The 24,772-nt window shown below is 60.3% G+C and carries 15 protein-coding genes; 8 read left to right on the top strand and 7 right to left on the bottom strand.

Annotation, left to right across the window (positions count from 1 at the left end; all coding sequences use genetic code 11):
• Positions 1–39: 39 nt before the first annotated feature.
• Positions 40–1,290 carry a mannonate dehydratase gene (uxuA, locus tag MUN80_RS08995; protein ID WP_244722556.1) on the bottom strand — a complete coding sequence of 417 codons (1,251 nt, stop codon included), beginning with the start codon at positions 1,288–1,290 and terminating at the stop codon, positions 40–42.
• A gap of 326 nt (positions 1,291–1,616) precedes the next feature.
• On the opposite strand from uxuA (MUN80_RS08995), the gene MUN80_RS08990 reads away from it, so the two are divergent.
• On the top strand, positions 1,617–2,795 hold the full coding sequence (locus MUN80_RS08990) for a LacI family DNA-binding transcriptional regulator (RefSeq protein ID WP_244722551.1): 1,179 nt from the start codon (positions 1,617–1,619) through the stop codon (positions 2,793–2,795).
• Between the two features lie 186 nt (positions 2,796–2,981).
• Here the strand turns inward: MUN80_RS08990 and MUN80_RS08985 are convergent, their stop codons facing one another.
• The 4 genes from MUN80_RS08985 to MUN80_RS08970 form a co-directional block, all read right to left on the bottom strand.
• Positions 2,982–5,459: a TonB-dependent receptor gene (locus MUN80_RS08985; protein ID WP_244722547.1), complete on the bottom strand. Its 2,478-nt coding sequence runs from the start codon at positions 5,457–5,459 to the stop codon at positions 2,982–2,984.
• A 200-nt stretch (positions 5,460–5,659) separates the two neighbouring features.
• The gene (locus tag MUN80_RS08980; RefSeq protein WP_244722539.1) at positions 5,660–6,901 is read right to left on the bottom strand and encodes a sensor histidine kinase; all 1,242 of its coding nucleotides are present in this window, start codon (positions 6,899–6,901) and stop codon (positions 5,660–5,662) included.
• A complete protein-coding gene (locus MUN80_RS08975; RefSeq protein ID WP_244722536.1) occupies positions 6,898–7,575 on the bottom strand; it encodes a response regulator transcription factor in 678 nt (225 codons plus the stop codon). The genes MUN80_RS08980 and MUN80_RS08975 overlap by 4 nt, the downstream gene beginning before the upstream one ends.
• Before the next feature lie 142 nt (positions 7,576–7,717).
• Positions 7,718–8,560, bottom strand: a complete 843-nt coding sequence (locus MUN80_RS08970) for a phosphatase PAP2 family protein (RefSeq protein ID WP_244722533.1) — start codon at positions 8,558–8,560, stop codon at positions 7,718–7,720.
• 253 nt (positions 8,561–8,813) lie between these two features.
• Here MUN80_RS08970 and MUN80_RS08965 point away from each other — a divergent pair, with 253 nt between their 5' ends.
• Positions 8,814–9,680, top strand: a complete 867-nt coding sequence (locus MUN80_RS08965; RefSeq protein ID WP_244722530.1) for an SdiA-regulated domain-containing protein — start codon at positions 8,814–8,816, stop codon at positions 9,678–9,680.
• Between the two features lie 132 nt (positions 9,681–9,812).
• Here MUN80_RS08965 and bglX read toward each other — a convergent pair whose 3' ends face one another.
• Together bglX and MUN80_RS08955 are read right to left on the bottom strand one after the other, a co-directional pair.
• Positions 9,813–12,146: a beta-glucosidase BglX gene (gene bglX, locus MUN80_RS08960; protein WP_244722528.1), complete on the bottom strand. Its 2,334-nt coding sequence runs from the start codon at positions 12,144–12,146 to the stop codon at positions 9,813–9,815.
• Positions 12,147–13,083: 937 nt separating this feature from the next.
• Entirely contained in the window at positions 13,084–14,100 is a 1,017-nt protein-coding gene (locus MUN80_RS08955; protein ID WP_244722525.1) for a LacI family DNA-binding transcriptional regulator, read from the bottom strand.
• Positions 14,101–14,428: 328 nt separating this feature from the next.
• On the opposite strand from MUN80_RS08955, the gene MUN80_RS08950 reads away from it, so the two are divergent.
• The 6 genes from MUN80_RS08950 (at position 14,429) to MUN80_RS08925 (ending at position 24,757) form a co-directional block, all read left to right on the top strand.
• Entirely contained in the window at positions 14,429–17,476 is a 3,048-nt protein-coding gene (locus MUN80_RS08950; protein WP_244722522.1) for a SusC/RagA family TonB-linked outer membrane protein, read from the top strand.
• Between the two features lie 28 nt (positions 17,477–17,504).
• Positions 17,505–18,935 carry a RagB/SusD family nutrient uptake outer membrane protein gene (locus MUN80_RS08945; RefSeq protein ID WP_244722514.1) on the top strand — a complete coding sequence of 477 codons (1,431 nt, stop codon included), beginning with the start codon at positions 17,505–17,507 and terminating at the stop codon, positions 18,933–18,935.
• A gap of 3 nt (positions 18,936–18,938) precedes the next feature.
• Positions 18,939–20,141: an alginate lyase family protein gene (locus tag MUN80_RS08940; protein WP_244722501.1), complete on the top strand. Its 1,203-nt coding sequence runs from the start codon at positions 18,939–18,941 to the stop codon at positions 20,139–20,141.
• 42 nt (positions 20,142–20,183) lie between these two features.
• Positions 20,184–20,999 (top strand): SDR family oxidoreductase, encoded by an 816-nt coding sequence (locus tag MUN80_RS08935; protein ID WP_244722498.1) that lies wholly within the window; start codon positions 20,184–20,186, stop codon positions 20,997–20,999.
• A gap of 12 nt (positions 21,000–21,011) precedes the next feature.
• Entirely contained in the window at positions 21,012–22,202 is a 1,191-nt protein-coding gene (gene uxuA / locus MUN80_RS08930; protein ID WP_244722495.1) for a mannonate dehydratase, read from the top strand.
• Between the two features lie 95 nt (positions 22,203–22,297).
• Positions 22,298–24,757, top strand: a complete 2,460-nt coding sequence (locus tag MUN80_RS08925) for a glycoside hydrolase family 2 TIM barrel-domain containing protein (protein ID WP_244722493.1) — start codon at positions 22,298–22,300, stop codon at positions 24,755–24,757.
• The last annotated feature ends 15 nt before the right edge of the window (positions 24,758–24,772 follow it).

The following is a 24,772-nucleotide window of genomic DNA, read 5'->3' as shown; positions in this document are numbered from 1 at the left end:
GACTGGGTGGAAAAGGCAGGGAGCGGAGGAGAAAGGGCTCTAGCTGTTGGCTAGCGAGAAATTGGTGGTAAGCCGGGCGGCTAGGTGGGCTTCGGCGGCCAGGGCATGGCGGATGCCGTGTTCGAGGCCCCGGAGCTCGGCCAGCCCGCGGAGGCGGCCAATGGCGGAGTAGCCGGGGTAGGTTTTCTTCTTCAGGTCGTCGAGCATCTGGTGGCCGTGGTCGGGGCGCATCGGCAGGGAGGCATTGACTTCCCCAGTCTGGGCCCGGCGCTGCTCTTCCAGCACCAGTTCGCGCACCACGCTGTACATATCCACGTCGCCGGTAAGGTGGTCGGCCTCGTGGAAGTTTCGCGGATTCTCTTCCCGCTTGGTAGCCCGCAGGTGCACAAAATGGATGCGGGAGCCAAAGCGGCGCACCACGCCGGCCAGGTCATTATCGGGGCGTACGCCCAGGGAGCCGGTGCAGAACGTGAGGCCGTTGGCGGGCTCATCGTAGGCGGCCAGTAGCTCAGCCAGGTCTGCCTCGGTGCTTACTACCCGGGGCAAACCCAGCAGTGGATACGGCGGGTCGTCGGGGTGAATGCAGAGGTTGATGCCCACTTCCTGGGCTACGGGACCAACTTCCCGGATAAAGTAGTACAGGTTCTGGCGCAGGGCCTGGCTGTCGATGCTGGCGTACTCATCGAGCAGGGCCTGGAAACCAGCCAGCTCAAAGGCTTCTTCCGAGCCGGGCAAGCCCAGTAGCACGGTGTTGGTCAGCTCGGCCAGCTGCTCGGGCGTCATCTGGGCAAACTGGGCGCGGGCCGCCGTAGCTACTTCGGCCTCGTAGTCGGCCTCGGCGCCGGGACGCTTTAGAATGCAAAGGTCGAATAAAGCGAAGTCCTGCCACACGAAGCGCAGCGCCAACGAGCCGTCGGGCATCTGGTAGCTTAAGTTGGTGCGTGACCAGTCGAGCACGGGCATAAAATTGTAGCACACCGTGCGGATACCGCAGGCAGCCAGGTTGCGCAGGCTCTCTTTGTAGTTCTCTAGGTAGGTAGCGCGCGAGGCGCGGCCTTTCTTGATATCTTCGTGCACGGGCAGGCTTTCCACCACGGCCCAGTGCAGGGACGAGTAGCTGGCGTTATCGGCTTCGATAAGCTGCTGGCGGCGCTGGATTTCTTCGACGGGCCATACAGCACCTACTGGCAACTGGTGCAGAGCCGTTACCACGCCGGCACAACCGGCCTGGCGAATGTCGAAGAGGGAAACCGGGTCGTGGGGGCCGAACCAGCGCATGGTGTGAAGCATAGCAGAGCGGGGCAAAAAATGCAATTTCCTGTATACTCCCTACTTTTTCTGGCTTTGGAGCAATACAAGCCGGAAAGAGGTAGATAGGCCTATCCAGTCCTTAAAGATAAGCTAGGTAGACCTATCAAAAACAAGTCAAAAACGGCCATAACTCTCTGATTTCGAAATAAAAATATCGAAAACGTTTCCGGAAACGTTTTCGATAGGTATCTTTGCCGGGGCATAGCACAAAAAATATTTAGTACATTATCTTCGAATAATGAAACGGTAAGCCACCCGCTCTGCTACCATCCCACCCGGCTTATTGTTAAAAAATACCATTTACCATGATAAAGTGCGTTAAATGCAAGCTGGCCGACGATGTCATGAAGGCCGGCTTCATCCGCGGCCGCCAACGGTTCTTCTGCAAAGCCTGCGACTACCACTTCACGGAAGAAAAATCGGCGCAGGTGCCGGAGCGCAAGCGCCACCAGACCACCATCAGCGACGTGGCCAAGGCCCTGGGCGTGGCATCTTCCACGGTTTCCCGGGCCCTGAACGGGCACAGCGACATTAGCCCCAACACGCGCCAAGCCATTCTGGAAGTGGCCCGCCAGCTTGATTACCAACCCAATCTGCTGGCCCAAAGCCTTAAAAGCAGCGAAACCTATACCATCGGGGTCCTCATTCCCGACATTGAGCGGCCCTTCTTTGCTACGGCCGTCAGCGGCATTCAGCAAGTGGCGGCCGAATCGGGCTACCGCGTGATGATTTGCCAGTCGAAGGAGTCGTATCAGACAGAGGTGAGCAACGTGCAGGCCCTGATTGCCAGCCGCGTCGACGGGCTGCTGATCTGCCACTCCCGCGAAACCGAGAACTTCGACCATGTACGAGCTGATGCCTGCCGCGGCATCCCGGTGGTGCACTTCGACCGGGTCTGCAACGAAGTAAATAGCGCCCAGGTGATGCTTGATGACTGGGGCGGGGCCTTTGCCGTAACCGAGCATCTGATTCTGGAAGGTTGTGAGCGTATTGCCATCCTGGCCGGCCCCGACGCGCTGCTGATCAGCAAGCAGCGTATTGGCGGCTACCTCAACGCCCTGCACCACTACGGCATTGAGCCCCGGGAAGAGCTACGTATCAATACCGACTTCCGGACGGAGTCGGCGGTGGCGGCCCTGGACCGGTGGCTGGCCTTGCCCGAGCCGCCCGATGCCATTTTCGCGGTGAACTACACCAACGCCCTGGATGTGATTCAGGCCCTGAAGCAGCGCGGCATCCGGATTCCGGAAGATATTGCCGTGGTCGGCTACGGTGACGAGTTCCTGGCTTCGATGATAGAGCCGGCGCTGACTACGGTGGACCTTCACCCCTACCGCATCGGACAGCAGGCCGCCCGCCTGTTTCTGGACCAGGTGCGACTCAAGGAGAATTTTAAGCCCCGCACCTACGTGCTGTCCGGCGACCTAGTGATTCGGCAGTCGTCGTTGAAAGGCAAAGGTCCGCTGTTCCGATTGAGTATTTAAGGCAGTACGAAGCAGAATAAAGCGTCAGGCCAAGCGCCGCCAAGCATCTCGCAGGAGTGGCTTGTACCGTTGCAACGTCAGCACGCAAGACGCTGCGCTCTGCCTACCATCAAACCAACTAGACGCAGAAAAGGCGCCTGCAATGCTGGAGGCGCCTTTTCTGCGTCTGGCCGACAGCGTAAATTACTACTCAAACCCGCTGCTATCCGGACTAGCCTCGTGGTGCTTGCGGGCGGGCTCATGCTTGGTATTGCCGAAGCGGTAGGTGAAGCCCAGAAAGGCAATGCGCGACTCCCGCTTATTGCGGCTCACCGCGTCGAGGCCGGGGCCGTAGGCGTCGAAGTTGAAGCGCAGAGTATTGAACACGTCCGACACGCGCAGGGAAATGGTGCCCCGGTCGTTGAGCACAGTTTGCTTGGCGGCGAAGTCGGTGTTAAAAGCCGTCTGGCGCCGTCCCTGGGCCGTCACGACCGGGGAACGGTAATTGACTGACACCTGGAAATCTAGCTTTTTGGTCGCCGAGACGGTAGTATTCACCCGGGCCGTATACACGAAGTTGCTGTTGTTGATATCGGTGCTGGGCCCGGTGCCCTTGATGATGCGGCGGAAGCCCGAGGCATTGGCATTCAGCTTCCAGATTGGCGTCAGGCTGGTGCTACCTACCAGCTCCAGGCCGTAGTTGGTTTCGTCGCCCAGGTTAAGGCGGGTAGTGCTGGTGACCTGGCTGCCGGTGAGCGGGTCGGTGATTACCTGGCGAAAATCCTTGATAGTGGCCGTTTCGAGGCTGTAAAAGGCGGTGGCCGTCACGGAGCTGGTGGCTCCGAAGAAGCGTTGGTTGCCCAGCTCCAGGGAGTGAATGTATTCGGGCAGGAGCAGCGGGTTGCCGGTCCGCAGGTTGAGTTGGTCCGACCGGTCGGTGAAGGGGTTCAGCTCGCCCTGGTCGGGGCGCTGCACCCGGCGCGAGTAGCTAAGGCGCACCTGTTGCTCCTTGCTTAGGTCGTAGGAAAGCACGGCACTGGGAAACAGATTGAGGTAGCTGCGCCGGAACTGTTCCCCGGTGGAGAGCTGGTTGCCGTGGGTGTTGGTTTGCTCGACCCGCAGGCCGGCCTGGTACGAGAGGTTGCCGCTGGCATTGGCGTAGTTGGCGTAAGCGGCCTGAATGTATTCCTGGTAAAGAAAATGGTTGGAAGGGTCGAACTTCAGCGGCGCGGAGCTGTGGAAGGTGTAGGTGTTGTCGTACTGGCGCAGTACACTTTTGGCCCCGGTTTCCAGCCGGCCTTTCTCGCCAAACGGCCGCACGTAATCTGCTTGGCCCGAAGCCTGATCTACGTGGTTGTCGAATACTTGCTGCTGCGCGGTGGTGCTGCCGTCGGTAAGGTAATACAGGCGGGAGCTGATGGTATTGTGGCTGCTGATGGGCGTATACACGGCGCTGGCCGTCAGCTCCCGACCTTTCTGCCCCTCCCAGGTGCGGCGGTAGTCCAGGCTCAGGTCGGCGGAGCGGTTGCGGCCGGCGCCGTTGTTATAACGGTTGTTCGTACCCAGTTGCACCGCGGAATTGTCGGCCAGATTGGTTTGGCGCGACAATAGGTCGTCGATGGAGGAGCTACTATTCAGGCGGGGTTGTACTGAAAGGGTAAGCGTTTGGGTGGGCGTCAGGTTGTACTCCAGACCGAGGCGCACTGCGTGGGAGGTGTTGTAGCCCACACCGCTGCGGTTCTGAAGCAGCTGCAGGGTTTGTTGCTGGCCCGTGGTGGCGCTGGTAGTCGTGGTTTTCTGATCCAGAGAGCCGTAACCAGTGCGCCGATCCTGGCGGAAGTCGTAGCTGCTGAACACGTTGAGCTTGCCTTTGTGGTAGTTCAGGCTCAGGGAAGTATTGTACTTGTCCTTGGTGCCCACATTGGCCGTGGCTACGCCATTCCAACCTTCCTTACGCTCCTTTTTGAGCACGATGTTGATAATACCAGTGGCCCCTTCCGCGTCGTAGCGGGCCGAGGGGTTGGTAATGACTTCCACGCTTTCAATCTGGCTGGCCGGAATCTGGTCCAGCGACGTGGCCCGGCCCCCGCCCGCCGCTCCGCTGGGCTTGCCGTCGATGTAGATGGTCACGTTGCTGGAACCGCGCACACTCACCGCCCCGCTTTGGTCGACGGTCACGGAAGGCACGTTCTGGAGTACGTCGGAGGCGGTGCCACCCACGCTGGTCAGGTCTTTCGCCACGTTGATAACCTTCTTGTCGAGGTTGTTGACAACCACATGCCGTTCGCCCTGCACGACCACATCCTGCAGCTGAGTGGTGGTGGGCCGCAGCCGCAGCATGCCCAGCTGCACCGTGGGCGCGGCGGCCGTTACGGCTACTGGCTTGCGGCCGGCCCGGTAGCCCAGCACCGTGGCGCGCAGGGTGTAGTTGCCGACAGCTACTTTTTCAAGCACAAAATTTCCCGCCTCGGTGGTTTGCGCCCCGGCCACAAAGCTGGAATCCTGGGCCCGGAGCAGTACCACGTTGGCAAAGGGCACGGGCTGGCTGCTCACGGCGTCGAGCAGGGTGCCGCGCACCGTCCCGCCGCCCGACTGCGCCCAGGCCCCGCCTGCCTTACCCAGCGCTACTACCCACAGCAGCGCTACCAGCGCCAGCCGAAACGAACGTATCAGACTCTTGAACATTTACTATGAACACTGCCAGAATCGTCCAGCACGAATAAGCAGGCGACAACCTGCTGTTACAAACTTCTGGTTGGGGCGAAGCGCTGCTAACCCGCGCCGCTTCGCCCCGACCAGTACTTTTCCCAAAGCTAGAAGTGGAATCTGTCCTGATTCTGAGCCAACCCGGAAGCCGGGCCGCATACGTAGCCACCACCGAGCTTTCAGTGACCAAATTCTACGCGCAGGGTGTGTGTTGAATCGGGAGCAGAAAACGTGTAGCGCACCGAGTAGCCGTAGTAGCGGCAGATTTGCTGCACGATGGAGAGTCCCAGCCCCGGCGACTCCGACGACGGGTTGAGTTTGCGAAAACGCTCGAAAAAGCGGGTAGGCTCCCCGGCCACGGCCGGCCCGGTGTTGCTCACACTCAGGTATTCGGCCGTCAGAGTCCAGTGCAGGGTGCCGCCGCGGTGGTTATGCTTGATGGCGTTCTGCAGCAAGTTGCCGACCAGCGAGTCGGCCAGGGCCGGGTGCATCTGCCGGGCCGGGCCGCCCTGCACCTGCTTGGTCACGACCAGCTCCTTATCGTCGATAAAGTCCTGGAGCATCCGCAGCCGGTTTTCCACGACCTGTTCCAGCTGCAGCGGCACGGCCTGGGGAAACTGCCGGTTTTCAATTTTGCTCAGCAACGTCAGGGCATGGTGCAGGCGGGCCAGGCGCACGGTGGCGCTATACAAGTCGCCGACCAGGGCGGCGGTGGCGGGCCGCAGCTCTTCGGCCTGCAGCAGTTGTTCGAGCTTGGCCTGCATGATGGCCAGAGGCGTACGGGTTTCGTGGGCAGCGTTTTCGGTGAAATCCTTTAGGGACTGGTAGTCGGCCACGAGGCGCTGGCTCATGTGCAGCAAAGCCTGGTTGAGCTCCGTGAATTCGTCGATGGGCGTATGCACGGGCAGGGCCAACTCCGATTGATGCTGCAAGTCGTAGCGGCGCAATGCGGCCAGCGTGTGCTCAAACGGGCGCCAGATGCGGCGGGAAAGCCAGCGGTTGAGCCAGCCCAGGCTCAGCAGCAGCAGCCCCAGCACCGTGAGCATCACCGTAAGCACCAAGCCCACCATGTCTTCGGTTTCGAGCAGCGACTTGCGCAGCGTCACCCATTGTGGCATACCGTCCCCTTCAACCCGGAAGCTGAGCTGCCGGTACGGCACCAGCACGTTTTCGGTGGGGTCGAGCAGCATGGTGTCGCGCAGGCCGGCGGGCTGGGGCTCTGTGCTCAGGGCTACCACATCAAGCAAACCGGCCTTCAGTCGGCTGCCGCGCATGATTTCGCGCTGCTGATTTTGCAGCTGCTCGTCTACTTCGATGCGCAGGGCCAGACTAATACCGAAATAAAGCACCACGCTGCCCACAGCAAACACCAGCGTGGCTAGCAGCAGGTAGTAGCGGTTGGTGGTTGTGAGCAGCTTCACTCGGTGCTCAGCTTATAGCCCATGCCGTACATGGTGCGGATGTAGTTATCTACCCCCTTTTCCTGCATTTTCTTGCGCAGGTTTTTCAGGTGGGTATAAATAAAGTCGAAGGAGTCGGCCGTGTCGGCATCGTCGCCCCAGAGGTGCTCGGCAATGCTTTCTTTGGTGAGCACCCGGTTGGGGTTGGCCAGAAAAAACAGCAGCAAATCGTACTCCATGCGCGTGAGTGGGAGCGGCTCGTCGCGCACACTTACCAGCCCTTGGTCGGGAAACACGCACAGGTCGCGGAACTGTAGCTGCCGCTGCCCCTGAAACTGCCGCCGCCGGATAATGGCTTTGAGGCGGGCGTTCAGCTCGGCCAGGTGAAAGGGCTTGGCCAAGTAATCATCGGCTCCCAGCTCCAGGCCCAGCACTTTATCGTCGAGCGAGTCGCGGGCTGAGAGAATAAGCACGCCGGCCCGGGAGCTGTCGGCCTTCAGGGTGCGCACCAGGTCCAGGCCGTTGCCGTCGGGCAGGGTCAGATCGAGCAGGATGCAGTCGTAGGTATAGAGCTTGATTTTCTCGTGCGCCGCCCGGTAGTTCTCCGCCGCTTCACAGACGTAGCCATCCTGGCGCAGGTATTCTACCAAGGAGCTGCGCAGGGCCGGCTCGTCTTCCACAATCAGAATCTTCATACGCTACGCTTCTGCCTCAGAGGCTACTAAAGGAGTATTCAGCCCCAAACATCGGGCGCGATTATGAAGCTCGGCTGAGTTTTATGGAAAACGGCCGGCACGGGCCAGGCGGAAGATTAATAAGCAGGGCTCCTAAACCAGCTTAGTGCAGCTGCCAGGTGAAGCGCAGGCCTGCGCCCCCGGCCAGGTTGCCGGCAGGCGTGTAGCCCGTTTGCCAGGTGGGCGAAAAGCTCATGCCTTCGCGCAGCAGCGGCTTGCGGCCCCAGCGGTTGCGGTGGGTAAGGTAGCCCAGGTGAGCCGAGAGAATGCCGAAACCCGCGCCGGCTACTACGTCGCTCTGCCAGTGCTTACTGTTAATCATGCGCAGGGCTGCTACGCTGGTAGCAATGGTATACGCGCCTATGCCATACCACTGGCTTTTGTCGCGAAACTCGGTGTGCACGATGCTGGCTGCCAAAAAGGCCTGCGCCGTATGGCCCGACGGGAAGGACAGGTTATCCGAGCCATCAGGCCGGGGTTCGCGCACCAGGTTTTTTACCGCGAAGACCGTGGTTAGCATAATAGCCTCGCTTTTGAGCACCACCAAGAAGGTATTGAGCCGGTCGTCGCGCGACTCGACGCCGGCCAATGCCACGAGGCCCAGCTCGGCGTAGGGCGCAAAAATCAGGATGTCGTCGAGGCGGGTGCGGTAAGTTGGAAACAGCTTGTGAATGTCGCGGTTGGCCTGCTCGTTGGTATAAAAACCCCGGTTGTTGGCGTGCAGCGCCCCGTACGTAATCAGGACGGCCGGTACGATAGTGGCTTTCACTAGTTTGCCCTTGTACCAGGGCCTGGTCACGGCAGGCGACACGCCAGCGGGATTTTCGAACTTGTGGGTGGTATCGGCCGGTGCCGCTACCGGGGGCACAACTTGGGAGAAAGCCGGAAAAATGGAAGCGGCCCATACCGCTACCAGGGCGACACTGCGGGCAATGGAACTAGGCATAGGGGTAGGAAAGCGGGAAGAAATGGGGGGGATGAGGCGGGAATGAAAGTGCTAAAAAACGTCTTTCTGCGGCATACGCAGGGAGTCTGAAGAAATTCTGAGCAAAGTCGGCGGTTTGCGGTAAAGCCGGGACAGAGGCGTGCTTACGCATAGCGGTGGAACTACGTTTGCTGTCAGACAGGCTTTTACGCCAACCTGCCCGCCCCGGCTACGTTGAATGAATTGTGCTCTTTCCGCCTCTTTTCTCCGTGCTATGAAACCAGTAACTCTCTCACTAGCAGGCGCCCTGACCGCTGTTTTCCTTACCGGCAGCCCGGTCCTGGCGCAGTCGGCAGCCCAGGCCTACGACTGGCAGCAGCCCACAGCCACCTATTCGCTGCCCAAGGAGCTGCAGGAAGTCTCGGGTATTGCCCTGCTCTCCGGGCAGCGCCTGGGCTGCATTGAGGACCAAACCGGGACTATCTACATCTATAACCTGGCAAGCAAGAGCGTAGAATCAACGCTGAAATTCGGCAAGAAAGGCGACTACGAGGATCTGGCCCGTCTGCCGGGAGCCTGGCTGGTGCTCCGCTCCGACGGGACGCTGTTCAAATACAAGGACGACGGTACTACCAGCTCCTACCCCACCGGCCTGACGGCGGCCAACAACCCCGAAGGCCTGGCCTACGATGCCAGCTCCAAAACGCTGCTGATAGCCTGCAAAGGCGCCGCAGGCGTGGGCCAGCCTGACCAGAGGCGCGCCATTTACCGCCTCGACGCCAAAACCTACCAGGCCCAAACTAAGCCCGCTTTTGTGCTGGACGTAGCCGAAATTATAGCCCTGGACCGCCGCCAGAGTCCGGGTTCGGCCATCAACCGATTTGCGCCCTCAGCCGTGGCTGTGCACCCGCTTACCCGCCACATCTTTGTGCTGGCCGCCAGTGGCAACGCTCTGGTAGAAATGGACGCACAAGGCACCCCGCTAGCCGTGCAGAAATTGCCTCGCAAGCTGTTTCCCCAACCCGAAGGCCTGACTTTTGCGCCCAACGGCGACCTGTACATTTCCAGTGAAATGGGCGACAATGGCAAGGCCGGCACCATCCAGTTTTTCCGGGCCTCACCTATTGCGGCCAACAAGTAAACTTAGGCTTAAGTCATAACAAGTCGGGCCCGCTACGTGAGTAACGGGCCCGACTTGTTATTCAGTCATGGTTCTAACGGAACGTCATTCAGCAAGCTCGAAACGGCGTTCTGCAAGGCCTTGCGGCCTGGCTTAGTTGGCCGCCGAGCCGCTGGTCAGCGTGAAGCTGGCTTCCTGGGTGTCGCGGGAGTTGGGGCCCACAAATATCTGGAAGGCGCCGGGCTCGGCCACCCACTGCAAGTCGTTGTTGTAGAACTTGAGGTCGTCGGTAGTAAGATGGAAGGTGAGCGTGCGGCTCTCGCCCTTTTTGAGCATCACCTTCTGAAAGCCTTTGAGCTCCCGCACCGGCCGCGACACCGAGCCGACCACGTCGCGCAGGTAGAGCTGGGCTACTTCCTCCCCGTCGTAGTTGCCGGTGTTTTTCACGGTTACTTTCACGTCGAGCGTGCCGCCCAGATTCATGCTAGTGGCGCTCAGCTCGGGCTTAGAGTAGCTGAACGTGGTGTAGCTCAGGCCATAGCCGAAGGGATACAGCGGCTCGTTGGAGATGTCCAAGTAGCGCGACTTGTACTTATCGAGCGGCTGGTCGTTGAAGGGCCGGCCAGTGCTTTTGTGGTTGTAGTACAGCGGCACCTGGCCTACGCTCTGCGGGAACGTGATGGTGAGCTTGCCCGAGGGGTTGTAGGCCCCGAACAGCACGTCGGCAATGGCGTTGCCGCCCTGGGTGCCGGCAAACCAGGTTTCGAGGATGGCGTCGGCGTTCTGGTTTTCCCAGTTCAGCGTCAGAGGCCGCCCGTTCATGAGCACCACCACCAGGGGCTTGCCGGTTTTCTTCAGGGCCTTGAGCAGCTCCAGCTGCTGGCCAGGCAGGCCGATATCCGAGCGGCTGGCGGCCTCCCCCGACATGCCCTGGGCCTCGCCTACCACGGCCACCACCACGTCGGCACCCTGCGCTGCTTTCACAGCTTCCTGAATCATTTCCTCCGCGCTGCGCTTGTCCACGTTCAGCGCGCCTCCAAAGGCGTTGAGGCGGTCAATCAGCAGCTGGTCGTCGGTGATGTTGGCACCCTGAGCCGTCACGATTTTCACGCCGCTACCAGCCACGTTGCGGATACCCTGCTCTACCGAAACAGCCTGTTTCCAGTCGCCGGCGGCGCTCCAGTTGCCGAGCAGGTCGTGTTGCCGGGTGGCCAGCGGGCCAACCAAGGCAATGGTGCCCGACTTTTTCAGGGGCAAGGCATTTTTATCATTCTTGAGCAGCACGAAGCTTTTGCGGGCCACGTCGCGGGCGTCGTCCAGGAATTCCTTTTTCATCAGCGTGGCCTTGGCCCGCTTCTCGCTCACGCCGCGGTACGGGTCCTGAAACAGGCCGAGCTTGTACTTGCCCTCCAGGATGCGGCGGCACGAGAGGTCAATAACTTCCTGCTTCACGGTGCCGTCCTTGAGGTTTTGAGCTAGGTTGCGTAGGTACACCTCGCCTACCATGTCCTGGTCGGCACCGGCGTTCAGGGCCATAGCCGAGACCTGGGCCTCGTTGCCCACGCCGTGGTTTATCATCTCCGGAATGGCGGTATAGTCGGTGGCCACAAAGCCCTTGAAGCCCCACTGCTTGCGCAACAGGTCGGTCAGCAGCCACTTGTTGCCGGTGGCCGGGATGCCGTTGATGTCGTTGAAGGAAGACATTACCGAACCCACCCCGGCCTCAATGGCGGCTTTGTAAGGGGGCAGGTACTCGTTGTACATACGTGGCAGACTCATGTCGGTGGTGTTGTAGTCGCGCCCGGCTTCTGCCGCCCCGTAGAGGGCAAAGTGCTTGAGGCAGGCCATCACCGTGTTGTTCTTGCTCAGGTCGGTGCCCTGGTAGCCACGCACCATGGCCCTAGCAATCTGGGAGCCCAGGTACGGGTCTTCCCCACCGCCTTCCGCTACCCGGCCCCAGCGTGGGTCGCGGGCAATATCCACCATGGGCGAAAACACCCAGTGCAGCCCATCCGCCGCCGATTCTTCGGCCGCTACCCGGGCACTGCGCTCAATGGCCGTCATATCCCAGGAAGCCGAGAGGCCCAGCGGAATCGGGAAAATGGTGCGGTGGCCGTGAATTACGTCGTAGCCAAACATGAGCGGAATCCGCAGGCGCGACTCCTTAAGGGCCATGTCCTGAAGCTTGCGCGCGGCCACCGGCGTGTAGGTATTGAATACGCCACCAACCAGGCCCTTGCGGATGTTGGCGTCCACATCCTTGCTCACCACCGGCCCGGTCACGTCGAAGCCCACGGTTATCAGATTCAGCTGGCCGATTTTTTCCTCCAGCGTCATCTTGCTCATCAGGTCGTCAATAAACCGCTGCATTTTCTGCTCATCGGTGGCGGTGGAAGCAGCGGTGCGGGCAGCTTTCTGGGCGTGCAGCGTGGGGCTCAGCAGAAGGCCCAACGACAATAGCACGGCGGTACGAAAAGTACGTTTCATGGAAAAAGAAAGGAGTAGGGAATTGAAAACACCACCAGCACAGCTACTAGGCTCCAGCTGACGGAGCTTTTCGTTGTTATCTATCCGTCAGGCCTACCCAGCCCGGCTCCAGTCGTCAGGACACGCCCGGTCTACCAGCCATACAGGGACCGGACCGGGGTCAACAATCTGGGAAAATGATTCAAAGGAGATGGAGCCCGCCCGCCTAGCTGCTGGCAAGTCTGGGGTAGGTCCCCCATATAGGCTGGCGGTAGCAGTGGGCGGCGGGTGCCTCAGCAGGGGCTGCCGGCAGCTTTCGGGCCTTTTTTCGGGCCGGCTACTAGCCCACCGACGACCTGCTTACAGGTGGCAGGACCGCCATTTGGTCAGGCGACACGACCTGGAGCCCGGGCGTTTCCTAATAGTAAGTAACAGCTTTTCAACAGCTCAGGCAAGGGGTTGACCCCGGATAATCTGCGTACCTGGCCCTGGGACTTGGCAATCAGGACGTTCTACTCCGGAGGGGCTGCATTTGGAAAAAACAACCCACACGGTTTAGCGCTTTCCGCCTCACGCCCTCCCTATATATAGGCTCTAATCATGGCCCGAGTGTCTGTGTCTTGCCGCTGCTCCTCTTCCCCGAAAAGGCCATACCTGTATCCCGTTAGTCTGCTGCTGCCTCCTTAGGAAAACGGACTTTCTCCTGCGCCTTCAGCTAGCTTTACCCCCAGCCACCTGGTACTACTTATTGGTCATTGCGGCTTTGATAGGCAGCAATTATGACGCAAGACTTAGGTAGGCCTGGGCAAGAGCTTAAGAGGAAAAAACTGCTTCAGAATCCTTGAAAGCCGTGTTACAGAATCAAATGCCCGCCTGAATCACGTGTTACGTAAGTGTATAACGCGTGAAATTCTGCCGATGGCCGAAGTGGGCAGCCTGCTTCGGTGGCGGGCACCGGTTAGCCTCCTAAAGTTGAGGCGCGCACTACCAGCTCCGACTTCAGCACCAGACTTTGGGCCGGTGAGATGACCCGATTTTTGCTGATGGCCTGAAAGAGAATTTTGGCCGCTTCCTTACCAATTGAGTAAGCGGGTTGGGTAATGGTCGTAAGAGCTGGCTGCAGCAGGGAAGCAATTTCCAGGTTCGAAAATCCGATAATCTTAATGTCGCCGGGAATGGTGCGGCCCAGGTTGCGGCAAGCCTCGTAGCTGTTGGTAGCCTGACTTTCAACGGAGGCAAAAATCCCGTCGACTTCCGGCCGCTCAGTCAGCAGTTGCTGAATCCGGCTGATGTCCTGGGCCTTGGTTTCCTGGGCCAGCAGCACCAGGCTTTCGTCGTAGGTGATGCCCCGGTCGGTCAGGGCCTGAATGTAGCCTTCCTTGCGGCGGCGGCCAATGGAGAGGTTCTGCGACACGGTGAGGTGAGCAACAGTGCGGCAGCCGGCTTCAAGCAGGTGCTCGGTGGCACGGTAGCCGCTTTCGTAGTCGTCGGTGGTGACCTTGGCCGTGGGCATCTCGTCGTAGACTCTATCGAAAAACACGATGGGAATGCCCCGCTCCCGCAGAAACTCCAGGTGGCCGAAGTCCTCGCTCTCGCTGGCCACTGACAGCAGCACGCCATCTACGCGGCCGCTGGCCAGCAGGCGGGCCATAGCCAGTTCGCGCTGGTAATCCTCGTGGGTCAGGTAAATCAGCACATGGTAATTGTTGTGGCGGGCCACTTCCTCAATGCCGTTGATGGCTAAGGAAAAGAAGTGGTTGGCCACTTCCGGGATTACGACACCAATGGTTTTGCTTTTCTGGCGTCGCAGACTGCTGGCGTACGGGTTGGGCTCATAGTTGAGCTTGTTGGCCAAGGCCCGCACCCGGTCTTTGGTGGGCTGCGAGATGTCGTACCGGTCGTTGAGTGCCCGCGAAACGGTAGCCACCGACAGGTTCAACTCCTGGGCAAGCTTCTTCAGATTGATGGGTTTCATGGCTCAATCTAGGCAGGTTGTTTTTGGGAACGAAACGACTGGAGTGGGTCAACACTCACCTAGGTGGGAGTTACGTAACTTTTTCGGTTCCTCGACCCGCGTACGGCTCCTGTACAGTGCTGCCCCGGGCTCTCTTTGCTTCACTTATCATTCTGGTAATCAACAGCATTTAACCCTATAGTATATAGCGCTATTCCTACACTTTTTAAAGCTGCACTGGCTGAAAGCTCCGTAAACGTTTACGTAAATAAACCTACCGGTCGGGCATTTTAAGCACGCGGACTTTGCAGAGATTACCGCTCTGATTCCCCCCAAAGCCGCACCCATCATGCAAAAACTCCTACCCATTCTGGTGCCGCTGGCCGTGGCCGTAACCGTGCCGGCCTTCGCCCAAAACCGCCAAGTAACCGGCCAGGTGCTCAACGCTACCGACCGCACGCCGCTGCCCGGCGTGTCAGTCGTTATCAAGGGCACCACCACCGGCACGGCCACCGACCCCGACGGCCGCTTTAGCCTGCCCCTGCCCGCTGACGGCAACCCTACACTGGTTTTTTCCTTTGTCGGCTTTGAGCCGTTTGAAGCTCGCGTGGGCGACAACGGCACGGTGCCGACGGTGCAACTGCGCGAGAAAACCACCGAGCTCAACGACGTGGTAGTAGTGGGCTACGGCACCCAGCGCAAGCGCGACATCACCGGTTCGGTGGCCTCCATTTCGGCCGAGCAGGTGGCCGAAACGCCTATTGCCCGCGCCGACCAGATTCTGCAGGGCCGAGTGAGTGGCGTGCAGGTTACGCAAACGAATTCGGAGCCGGGCGGAAACGTTTCCATTCGCATCCGGGGCACCAACTCCATCAACACCGGCAACGAGCCGCTGTTCGTGGTCGACGGCTTTCCTGGCGCTGGAGATTTGAACTCCATCAACCCCAGTGACATCGAGAGCATCGAGGTGCTCAAGGACGCTTCGGCCACGGCCATTTACGGCTCCCGCGGCGCCAATGGCGTGGTGCTCATCACCACCAAGAAGGGCAAGGTCGGTAAGGGTACCATCAACGTTGAGGCTTACACCGGCGTGCAGATCGTGCGCCACAAGTACGAGCTGATGAATGCCCGGGAGTTTGCCAGCTACCTCAATGATGTGAATGCCGGCTCCCAGACCCTCCCCCAGCCCTACACCCAGGAGCAGATTGATGCTCTGGGCGAAGGCACCGACTGGCAGGACGCCATTCTGCGCCCGGCCCGCCTGAGCAACTATCAGCTCGGCTTCAACGGCGGCACGGAGGAAACGCGCTACAACCTAAGCTTCAACTTTTTCGACCAGGAAGGCATCATCCTTAACTCGGGCTTCAAGCGCGGCACGGTGCGCCTGAATCTGGACAAGAAAATCAGCCAGAAGCTCAGCTTCAACTTTTCGAGCCAAGTGGCTGGCACCTTCGAGAAGCGGGCCTTCGTGAACTCCCAAGGCGGCTCCTTCGGCGGGGCCCTGCTCGACGCCCTGCGCTTCAACCCCATCAACCCGGTGCGCGACGAAAACGGCAACTATACCTATTCCAACACGCCCCTGCCCTACGTGGAAGATGTGGGCAACCCGGTAGCCTTTGCCGAAAAGGTGAAAGACCAGCGCACTACGGCCCGGGGTCTGTTTAACGTGGCGGCCAACTACGAGCTGCTGCCCGGCCTGACCCTGCGCATCAGTGGCGGCCTGGATTACAACAATCTGCAAATCGACGGGTACCGCCCCTCGGACGTGTTTTTGGGCCGCCTCACCGGTGGTTCGGCCAACCGCACGCAGCAGAACCGCTACAGCTGGCTGAACGAAAATACGCTGACCTACGACAAGAAGCTCAACCCCGACAACGCTCTGAACGTGGTAGTAGGCCTCTCGGAGCAGCAGTTCTACGGCAACGACTTCAACTCTGCCGTTAACAACTTCTTTACCAACACGCTGGGCTCCGACAACCTGGCGTTGGGCGCCAACATTCAGACGCCCAACTCGGGCCGCTACACCAACACGCTAGCCTCGTACTTTGGCCGCGTCAATTACCGCCTGTTCGAGAAATACCTGTTTACCGTGACCATGCGGGCTGATGGGTCCTCGCGCTTCGGCAAAAACAACAAGTGGGGCTACTTCCCCTCGGCGGCCTTTGCCTACCGGCTTATCGACGAGCCTTTCATGAAGGACTTCACCGCCCTGAGCGACCTGAAGCTGCGCGTGGGCTACGGCGTGACTGGCAACCAGGAAATCAACAACTACCAGAGCCTGGCCCGCTACGACGTGGGTTCCTACGCCGCCGGCACGACCCGCCTGGTGGGCCTGGTGCCGGCCAACATCCGTAACCCCGACCTGCGCTGGGAATCGACGGCGGCCTCTAACGTAGGCATCGATGTAGCCTTCCTGGAAAACCGCATTTCCATTACAGCCGACGCGTATTACAAGAAAACCACCGACCTGCTCTTGCGTGTGGCCACGCCCCGCACCACCGGCTACGGCGACATCCTGCTCAACGCGGGCAGCGTGGAAAACAAGGGTTTCGAGTTTGCTTTAAACACGACCAACTTCGACACCAAGGCCTTTGGCTGGAAAACCAACCTGAACTTCTCGCTCAACCGCAACAAGGTGCTCGACCTCTACAGCGTGACCGAACTGCCGGTGGGCGCCTCCAGCTCCAGCCTGTTTGTGGGCGCGGGCCTGGGCAACACCAGCATTCTGCGGGAAGGTGAGCCCATCGGCTCGTTCTACGGCTACCAGTTCGACGGCCTGTGGCAGACGGAAGATGAAATCAAGGCGGCCGGCCGCACCGGGGTGCGCCCCGGCGACCCGCGCTACGTGGATCAGAACGGCGACAAGGCCATTACCGCCGCCGACCGAGTGATTATCGGCCGCGCCCAGCCCGACTTTATTTACGGCGTAACCAACACCTTCAGCACGGGCGGCTTTAGCCTCAACATCTTCATCCAGGGCGTGCAGGGCTCCAACGTACTGAACCTGAACCGCTACGAACTCGAATCGGGCATCACGACCACCAACAAACTTAAAACCGTGGTGGACCGCTGGACGCCCGAGAACACCGATACCAACATTCCGCGGGCCGGCAGCACCATCCGCCGCAGCACCGGCATCGTGAGCGACGTGCTGGAAGACGGCAGCTTCGTGCGCCTCAAAACCGTGACCCTGAGCTACGCCCTGCCCAAATTCAGCAAGGTGCTCAAGCAGGCCAGCGTGTACGTGACGGCCCAGAACCTGGTGACCATCACCAACTACACCGGCTACGACCCCGAAGTAAACTCCTTCGGCCGCGACAACCTGAGCCTGAACACCGACTACAACGCCTTCCCGAGCACCCGCAGCTTCACGGCCGGCCTTAAGATTGGCTTCTAAACCACCCACTGCAGCACTCCCACCTGAGATGAAAAAGTCTATCCTGCTTATAAGCCTGCTTTCCCTGGGTCTGGGCCTCGCCTCGTGCGAGAAGTTCCTGGAGGAAAAGCCCTACGACTTTCTGTCGAGCGAAAATTTCTACCAAAATGAGGGCGACGCCGTAGCCGGCCTCAACGGCGTGTTCAACGCCTTGCTGCCCCAAACCTACTTCGGCCGCACCGGCTGGCAAATAACCGAGCTGCCCGCCGACCTGATCCGCGTGGGCTCGGCCACCGACGAGCGGGCCCAACTCTCGCGCTTTACCTTCACGCCGACCAACACGGAAATCAACAGCTGGTGGACCAACACCTACCGCATGATTAACCGGGCCAACGACGTCATTGAGAAGGTGCCCGGCATCAGCATGGACGTGGCCCGCCGCAACAACATCGTGGGCAATGCCCGCTTCCTGCGCGCCATGGGCTACTTCGACCTGGTGCGCTGCTTCGGCGACGTGCCCCTGGTACTGGCTACGGTGAAGGGCCCCAACGACGATTTGCGCCCCACCCGCACGCCCCTGGCTCAGGTGTACGAGCAGATCATTGAAGACCTAAAGTTTGCCGAGGCCAACTGCTACACCGAAGACAAAATCGCGGCCACCGAGAAAGGCCGGGTGTCGAGCGGGGCCGCCACGGCTCTGCTGGCCAAGGTCTACATCACCCGCGCCACGACCAAGGCCGCCCAGGGCGACGACAACAAAAACGGCCTTGACGCCTGCAACCGGGTTATCGGCTCTAAGCTCTACAGCCTGCTGCCGGTGTACGGCGACGTATTCAACCCCGACAAGGAAAACGGCCCTGAGCACATCTTCTCCATTCAGTTCGACTTGCCCCCGAACACGGGCAGCATCATTGTACGGCAGTTTTTGCCCTCCCAGCTTTCGGGCTTAGGCACCTTCACGGTGGAAGACAGCCTGGTGCGCTCCTACGCCGCCAACGACGTGCGCCGGGCCTGGAACATCAGCAACCAGGCGGGCACTACCACGCTGCCGCGCTACTATTTCAACAAGTTTCGCGACGAGAAGCGCATCGGCAACGATGCCCGCACCAACTACCTCATTACTCGCTACGCCGATATCCTGCTGTTGCAGTCGGAAGCTCTGAACGCGCTGAACGCCGGCGACGCCACCAAGTACCAGGGCATCAACGCCGTACGGGTTCGGGCCGGCCTGGCCCCGATTCCCGCCGCCAAGGTTACGACCAAAGACGCCTTTGTCGATTTGCTGGTGCGCGAGCGGGCCTGGGAATTGGTGCAGGAAGGCCACCGCTGGTTTGATTTGGTGCGCCTCAACCGCCTCAAGCAGCGCGAAAAAGCCGTGTTCAACCGCGACATCGACGACCGGTACTTTCTCTTCCCGATTCCGCAGCCCGAGATGATCCTGAATCCGAACCTGACGCAGAACAACGGTTATTCACTCTAACGAATGCGCACAACTCACAAGCCATGGCTTGGGGTGCTGGTGGGGGCGATACTCGTAGCACTAGCCGGAGCCGCGCAGGCGGCTCCGGTGACTCCATTTCTGCTCCTCGACCCCAGTGCCCTGGCCACGTATAAAACCGCTTATCAAAAAGGCAGCGCTACCGAAGCCCAGCAGATGAAAAGCCTGCTTAGCAAAGCTGACCAAGCCCTGCAGCGCGGCCCCTACACCGTGACCAGCAAGCAGCGCGTGCCGCCCAGCGGCGACAAGCACGACTACATCTCGCAAGCGCCCTACTGGTGGCCCGACCCCAGCAAGCCCGACGGCAAGCCCTACCTGCAGAAAGACGGCCTGGTAAACCCGGAAACCAAGGCCCTGAAGGACGACGAAAACCTGGCCGCCCTGTGCCACGACGTGCAGGACTTGGCCTTAGGGTATTACTTCTCGCAGGATGAGAGGTACGCCACTCAGGCGGCCAAGCTGCTGCGCGTCTGGTTTCTGGACCCGGCTACCCGCATGAATCCCAACCTGAACTTTGGGCAGGGCATTCCGGGCACCAACGACGGGCGCAGCTTCGGCATCATCGAGAGCCGCCACCTGGTCTACATCCCCGACGCCCTGGCCTTGCTCAGCGGCAGTAAAAGCGTGACGCCGGCCTTGGTGAAGGATCTGAAAACCTGGTATACGCAATACACCCAGTGGCTCACCACGAGCAAAATCGGGCAGGAAGAGGGCCAGAACAAAAACAACCACGGCACCTTCCACGACGTGCAGGTAGTGGACTTTGCCCTCTTCATTGGCAACAAGGAGTTGGCCCGCCGTACGCTCGAAACCCACACCCTACCCCGCCTGCCAGTGCAGTTTGCCGCCGACGGCTCCCAGCCCCTGGAGCTGGCCCGCACCCGGCCCTGGAACTACGTGAGCATGAACCTGCAAGGCTGGCTGCAGCTGGCCGTGCTGGCTCCCAAAGCTGGCGTGGACTTGTGGCACTACACCAGCCCCGAGGGCCGCAGCTTAAGCCAGGCCGTGGCCTGGTTTCGGCCCTACCTGCTCAAGGAAAAACAAATGGAGCGCAAAGACGCCGTACCATCCGGCAACAACGCTATTCTGACGATTTACAACCGCGCCAGCCCTGAGTTTCCCCAGCTACAGGCCGACCAGATTTTTGCCCAATACCCGGACTTCGTTCGTACACCCTGGGCTATTTGAATCTAACCTCTTTGCGGCGCGGCAGCGTCTTTTCTAAACATCATGAGTGAGAGTTTTTCCCTGCAGGATAAAGTAATTGTCGTGACTGGTGGCACCGGGATTCTGGGCCAGTCGTTTCTGGACGGCATCGTAGAGGCCGGCGGCACCGTGGGCATTCTGGGCCGCAACGCCGAGGTAGCCCACGAGCGGGCCATGGCCATCAACGCCAACGGCGGCCGGGCCCTGGCCCTGGTAGCCGACGTGCTGGACGAAGACCAGCTACGCGCCGCCTGCCAGCTGATGATGCAAACCTTCGGCCGCATCGACGGGCTGGTCAATGCGGCCGGCGGCAACGGAGCCGACGGCGTGCTGGCGCCCGAGGAAGACGTGTTCAAGATGAACCTGGCCGGCATGAAGCGGGTGATGGAGCTCAACGTATGGGGTGCCATTCTGCCCACCCAGGTGTTCGGCGAGGCCATTGCCGAATCCGAGCGGGGCAGTATCGTCAATATCTCGTCGATGAACTCGAAGCGGGCCATTACCAAGGTGCTGGGCTACAACATGGGCAAGGCCGCTCTGGACTGCTACAACCAGTGGTTTGCGGTGGAAATGGCCAACCGCTACGGCGACAAGCTGCGCATGAATGCCCTGGCTCCCGGCTTTTTTCTGACCGAGCAAAACCGCAGTCTGCTCACAACTCCCGACGGCGGCTTCACGGCCCGCGGCGAACTGGTTATCAAGCAGACACCCTTCAAGCGCTTCGGTCACCCCGACGAGCTTAAGGGTGCCCTGGTATGGCTGCTCAGCGACGCTTCGCGCTTCGTAACAGGCTCCATGATTTGCGTGGACGGCGGTTTTTCCATCTTTGGCGGCGTGTAACTCAACAAAGCAATGGAACAGAACAAGCAGTATTCCCTGGAGCAAACCATGCGCTGGTTTGGCCCCCAGGACCCGGTCAGTCTGGCCGATATCCGCCAGGCCGGCTGTACCGGCGTCGTCACGGCCCTGCACCACATTCCCAACGGCCAGGTATGGCCCATCGAAGAAATTCAGCAACGCAAGGAGCTCATTGAGCAAGCCGGCCTGCGCTGGAGCGTGGTAGAAAGCGTGCCGGTGCACGAGGCCATCAAAACCCAGAGTACGGGCTTCGAAACCTACATCCGAAACTACCAGGAGAGCCTGCGCAACCTGGGGAGCTGCGGCATTGGCACGGTGACCTACAACTTTATGCCCGTGCTCGACTGGACCCGTACCGACCTGAGCTATGAAGTGGAAGATGGCTCCCGGGCCCTGCGCTTCGAGCGGGCCGCCTTCGTGGCTTTCGACGTGCTGCAGCTGCAGCGCCGCGGCGCCGAGCAGGAATATTCGGATGACGAGCTGGCCAAGGCCCGCCGCCGCTTCGAGGGCATGAGCGAAGCTGAAAAGCAGCTTTTGCAGCGCAACATCATTGCCGGCCTGCCGGGCTCGGAGGAAAGCTTTACGCTACAGCAGTTTCAGCAGGCCCTGGACGCTTACCAGAACGTGGACGCCGCCCGGCTGCGGGCTAATCTGATTCACTTTCTGCAGGAAGTCGTGCCCGTGGCCGAAGCCAGCGGCGTCAACCTGGTTATTCACCCCGACGACCCGCCCTACCCCATTTTGGGTTTGCCCCGGGTGGTAAGCACCGCCGCCGACGTGCAGGCTTTGTTTGACGCGGTGCCCTCGCCCAGCAACGGCCTCTGCTTCTGCACCGGCTCCTTCGGCGTGCGCCCCGACAACGACCTGCCCGCCATGGTGCGCCAGTTTGCCGACCGGATCAACTTTATCCATTTGCGCAGCACCCGCCGCAATGCCGAGGGCGACTTTTTCGAGGACAACCACTTGGAAGGTGACGTGGATATGTACAGCGTGGTGCGCGAGTTGGTACGCATCATGCAGCAGCGCCAAACGGGCCTGCCCATGCGCCCCGACCACGGCCACCAGATGCTTGACGACTTGCATAAGAAAACGAACCCCGGCTACTCCGCCATCGGCCGCCTACGTGGCTTAGCCGAGCTCCGGGGCCTGGAGCTGGGCATCAGCAGAAGTATAAGTGTGGGCTAAGATTCGAGCTATAAGCTAGGCTAGTTCCCCACCTCAGCGGAGGTGGGGTACTAGCTTTCTACCGCACACCACCAAGCTTGAGACTAAACCAACGAGTGAGAAGTAAACCGTTAATCGTCGTTTTCCTGCTGCTGTTTAGCCTGCACCCTGCTTTTGGGCAGCGCAGCCAGCGGCTGATTGCGAATTGGGAATTCGTCCGCCAGGATCTGGGGGGCGTGTGGGAAGCAGTGCGGCCCGTGGGTGCCGGAAACCCCGAAAGCGTCCCGTTGTGGGAGAGGGTGACGCTGCCGCACTGCTTTAACGCCCAGGATGCGGTGGCTCCCGACGTGAATTACTACCAGGGCCCCGGCTGGTACCGCACTCAGCTCACGGTGCAAAACCCCTACGCAGGCGGCCGTACCCTGCTACACTTCGAAGGCGCGGGCCAGAAAACTGAGGTTTATATCCATACCACCAAAGTAGGCAGCCACGTGGGCGGCTACGACGAGTGGACCGTGGACCTGACCCAAGCCATTGTTGATTTTCAGAAGACCGAAGCCTACCAAAAGCAGTTCAAGGGTCAGGTGCCGCTCAGCATCCGCTGCGACAATTCCCGGGACCTGGAAATGATACCCTCCGACTTGTCGGACTTCAACCTTTATGGTGGCCTCTACCGCTACGTAAACCTGCTCTACCAGCCCGCCGTGGCCCTAAGCCGAATCAGTGCCAAAGCCGAGGTGGATAAGGCCGGCAAGGCGGGCACACTCACGGTAAAAGCCGATTTCCCCGAAACCGTAACCAGCGGCTCGGCCCCCTACTCCGTGCGCCTGCTCGACCCGCGTGGCAAGCAGGTGGCCCAGTTCCAAGGGAACTTGACGCTCAAGCCCGGCGAGTTGGACCTGCACCGGTTTGCGGTGAAAAGCCCCCGGCTCTGGTCACCCGACGCCCCCCAGCTCTACACCGTGCAGGTTACGGTGGGCAGCGGCCCAGAGGCGTACCAGCAGAGCGAGAAAGTCGGTTTCCGCCACATTGAATTCGTGGAGAAAGGGCCGTTTATGCTCAACGGCAAGCGCCTGCTGTTGCGCGGCACCCACCGCCACGAAGACCACGCCGGCGTAGCCGCGGCCATGACCGAGCCGATGATTCGGCAGGAAATGGTGATGATGAAGCGCATGGGCGTGAATTTTATCCGTCTGGGTCACTACCAACAGTCGCGCATCGTGCTGAATCTGTGCGACTCGCTGGGCATCACTGTGTGGGAGGAAATTCCCTGGTGCCGGGGCGGCCTCGGCGGGCCCGTGTACCAGGCGCAGGCCAAGGGCATGCTACGCAACATGATAACCCAGCACTTCAACCACCCCAGCATCATCATCTGGGGGTTGGGCAACGAAAACGACTGGCCCGGCGACTTTCCCGAGTTCGACAAGCAGAAAATCCGGGCCTTCATGACCGAGCTCAACGCCCTTTCCCACCAGCTCGACGCCTCCCGCTACACCGCCATCCGCCGCTGCGACTTCTGCAAGGACATCGTCGACGTATACTCGCCCTCCATCTGGGCCGGCTGGTACCGCGGCATTTACACCGAATACAAGGAAACCAGCCGCAAGGAGTTTGAGGGCGTGAAGCGCTTCCTGCACGTGGAATGGGGCGGCGACTCGCACGCGGGCCGCCACTCCGAAAACCCCGATAACGCCCTGGCCAAAATAACCAGCGGCAAAGGCGCCGACGAGCGGGCCGGCGACGCCTCGCTGTTCGGCGGCAGCGCCCGGGTATCCAAGGACGGCGACTGGAGCGAAACCTACCTCTGCAACCTCGTCGACTGGCACCTGAAAGAGCAGGAAACCATGCCCTGGCTGAGCGGCGCGGCCTACTGGCCCTTCAAGGATTTCAGCACCCCGGTGCGCCCCGACAACCCCGTGCCCTACATGAACCAAAAAGGTGTGGTGGAGCGGGACTTTACTCCGAAAGAAGCTTTCTATGTGTTTCAGTCGTACTGGACAACCCAGCCCATGGCCCACATCTACGGCCACAGTTGGCCCGTGCGCTGGGGCGACGAAGGCGAGCTGAAAATGGTGAAAGTATACTCCAACTGCGAGCAGGCCGAACTATTCGTGAATGGCAAAAGCTACGGGGTAAAAAAGCGCAACAGCCAGGATTTCCCCGCTGCCGGCCTGCACTGGAATGTGCCCTTCGTAGCTGGTCAGAACCAGGTAAAGGTCGTGGCTAAACAGGGCAAGCAGACGGTGCAGGACGAAATCAGCTTCCGCTACCAAACCCAGAAATGGGGCAAACCCGCCAAGCTCACTTTGGAAAAAGTAGCCGACGCCCAGGGCCTGACTACCGTCGAAGCCAAGCTTTACGATGCTCAGGGCGTGCAGTGCCTCGACGCGGCCAGCTGGCTGGAATTCTCCCTGGCCGGCGCCGGCAAGCTCCTCGACAACCTGGGCACTAGCAGCGGCTCACGCAAGGTGCAAGCCTACAACGGCCGGGCCATTATCCGCTTGCAAGCCACCCCCGGCCAAACCAGCGTCGCCGTTCAGTCGCCGGGCCTGCCGGCGGTGGTGCTGGCCTTATAATACCACGATGTAGAG

The organism is Hymenobacter cellulosivorans (assembly GCF_022919135.1).
In the GTDB taxonomy this organism is placed as follows: Bacteria; Bacteroidota; Bacteroidia; order Cytophagales; family Hymenobacteraceae; genus Hymenobacter; species Hymenobacter cellulosivorans.
This window is presented reverse-complemented; position numbering and strand designations above follow the sequence as displayed.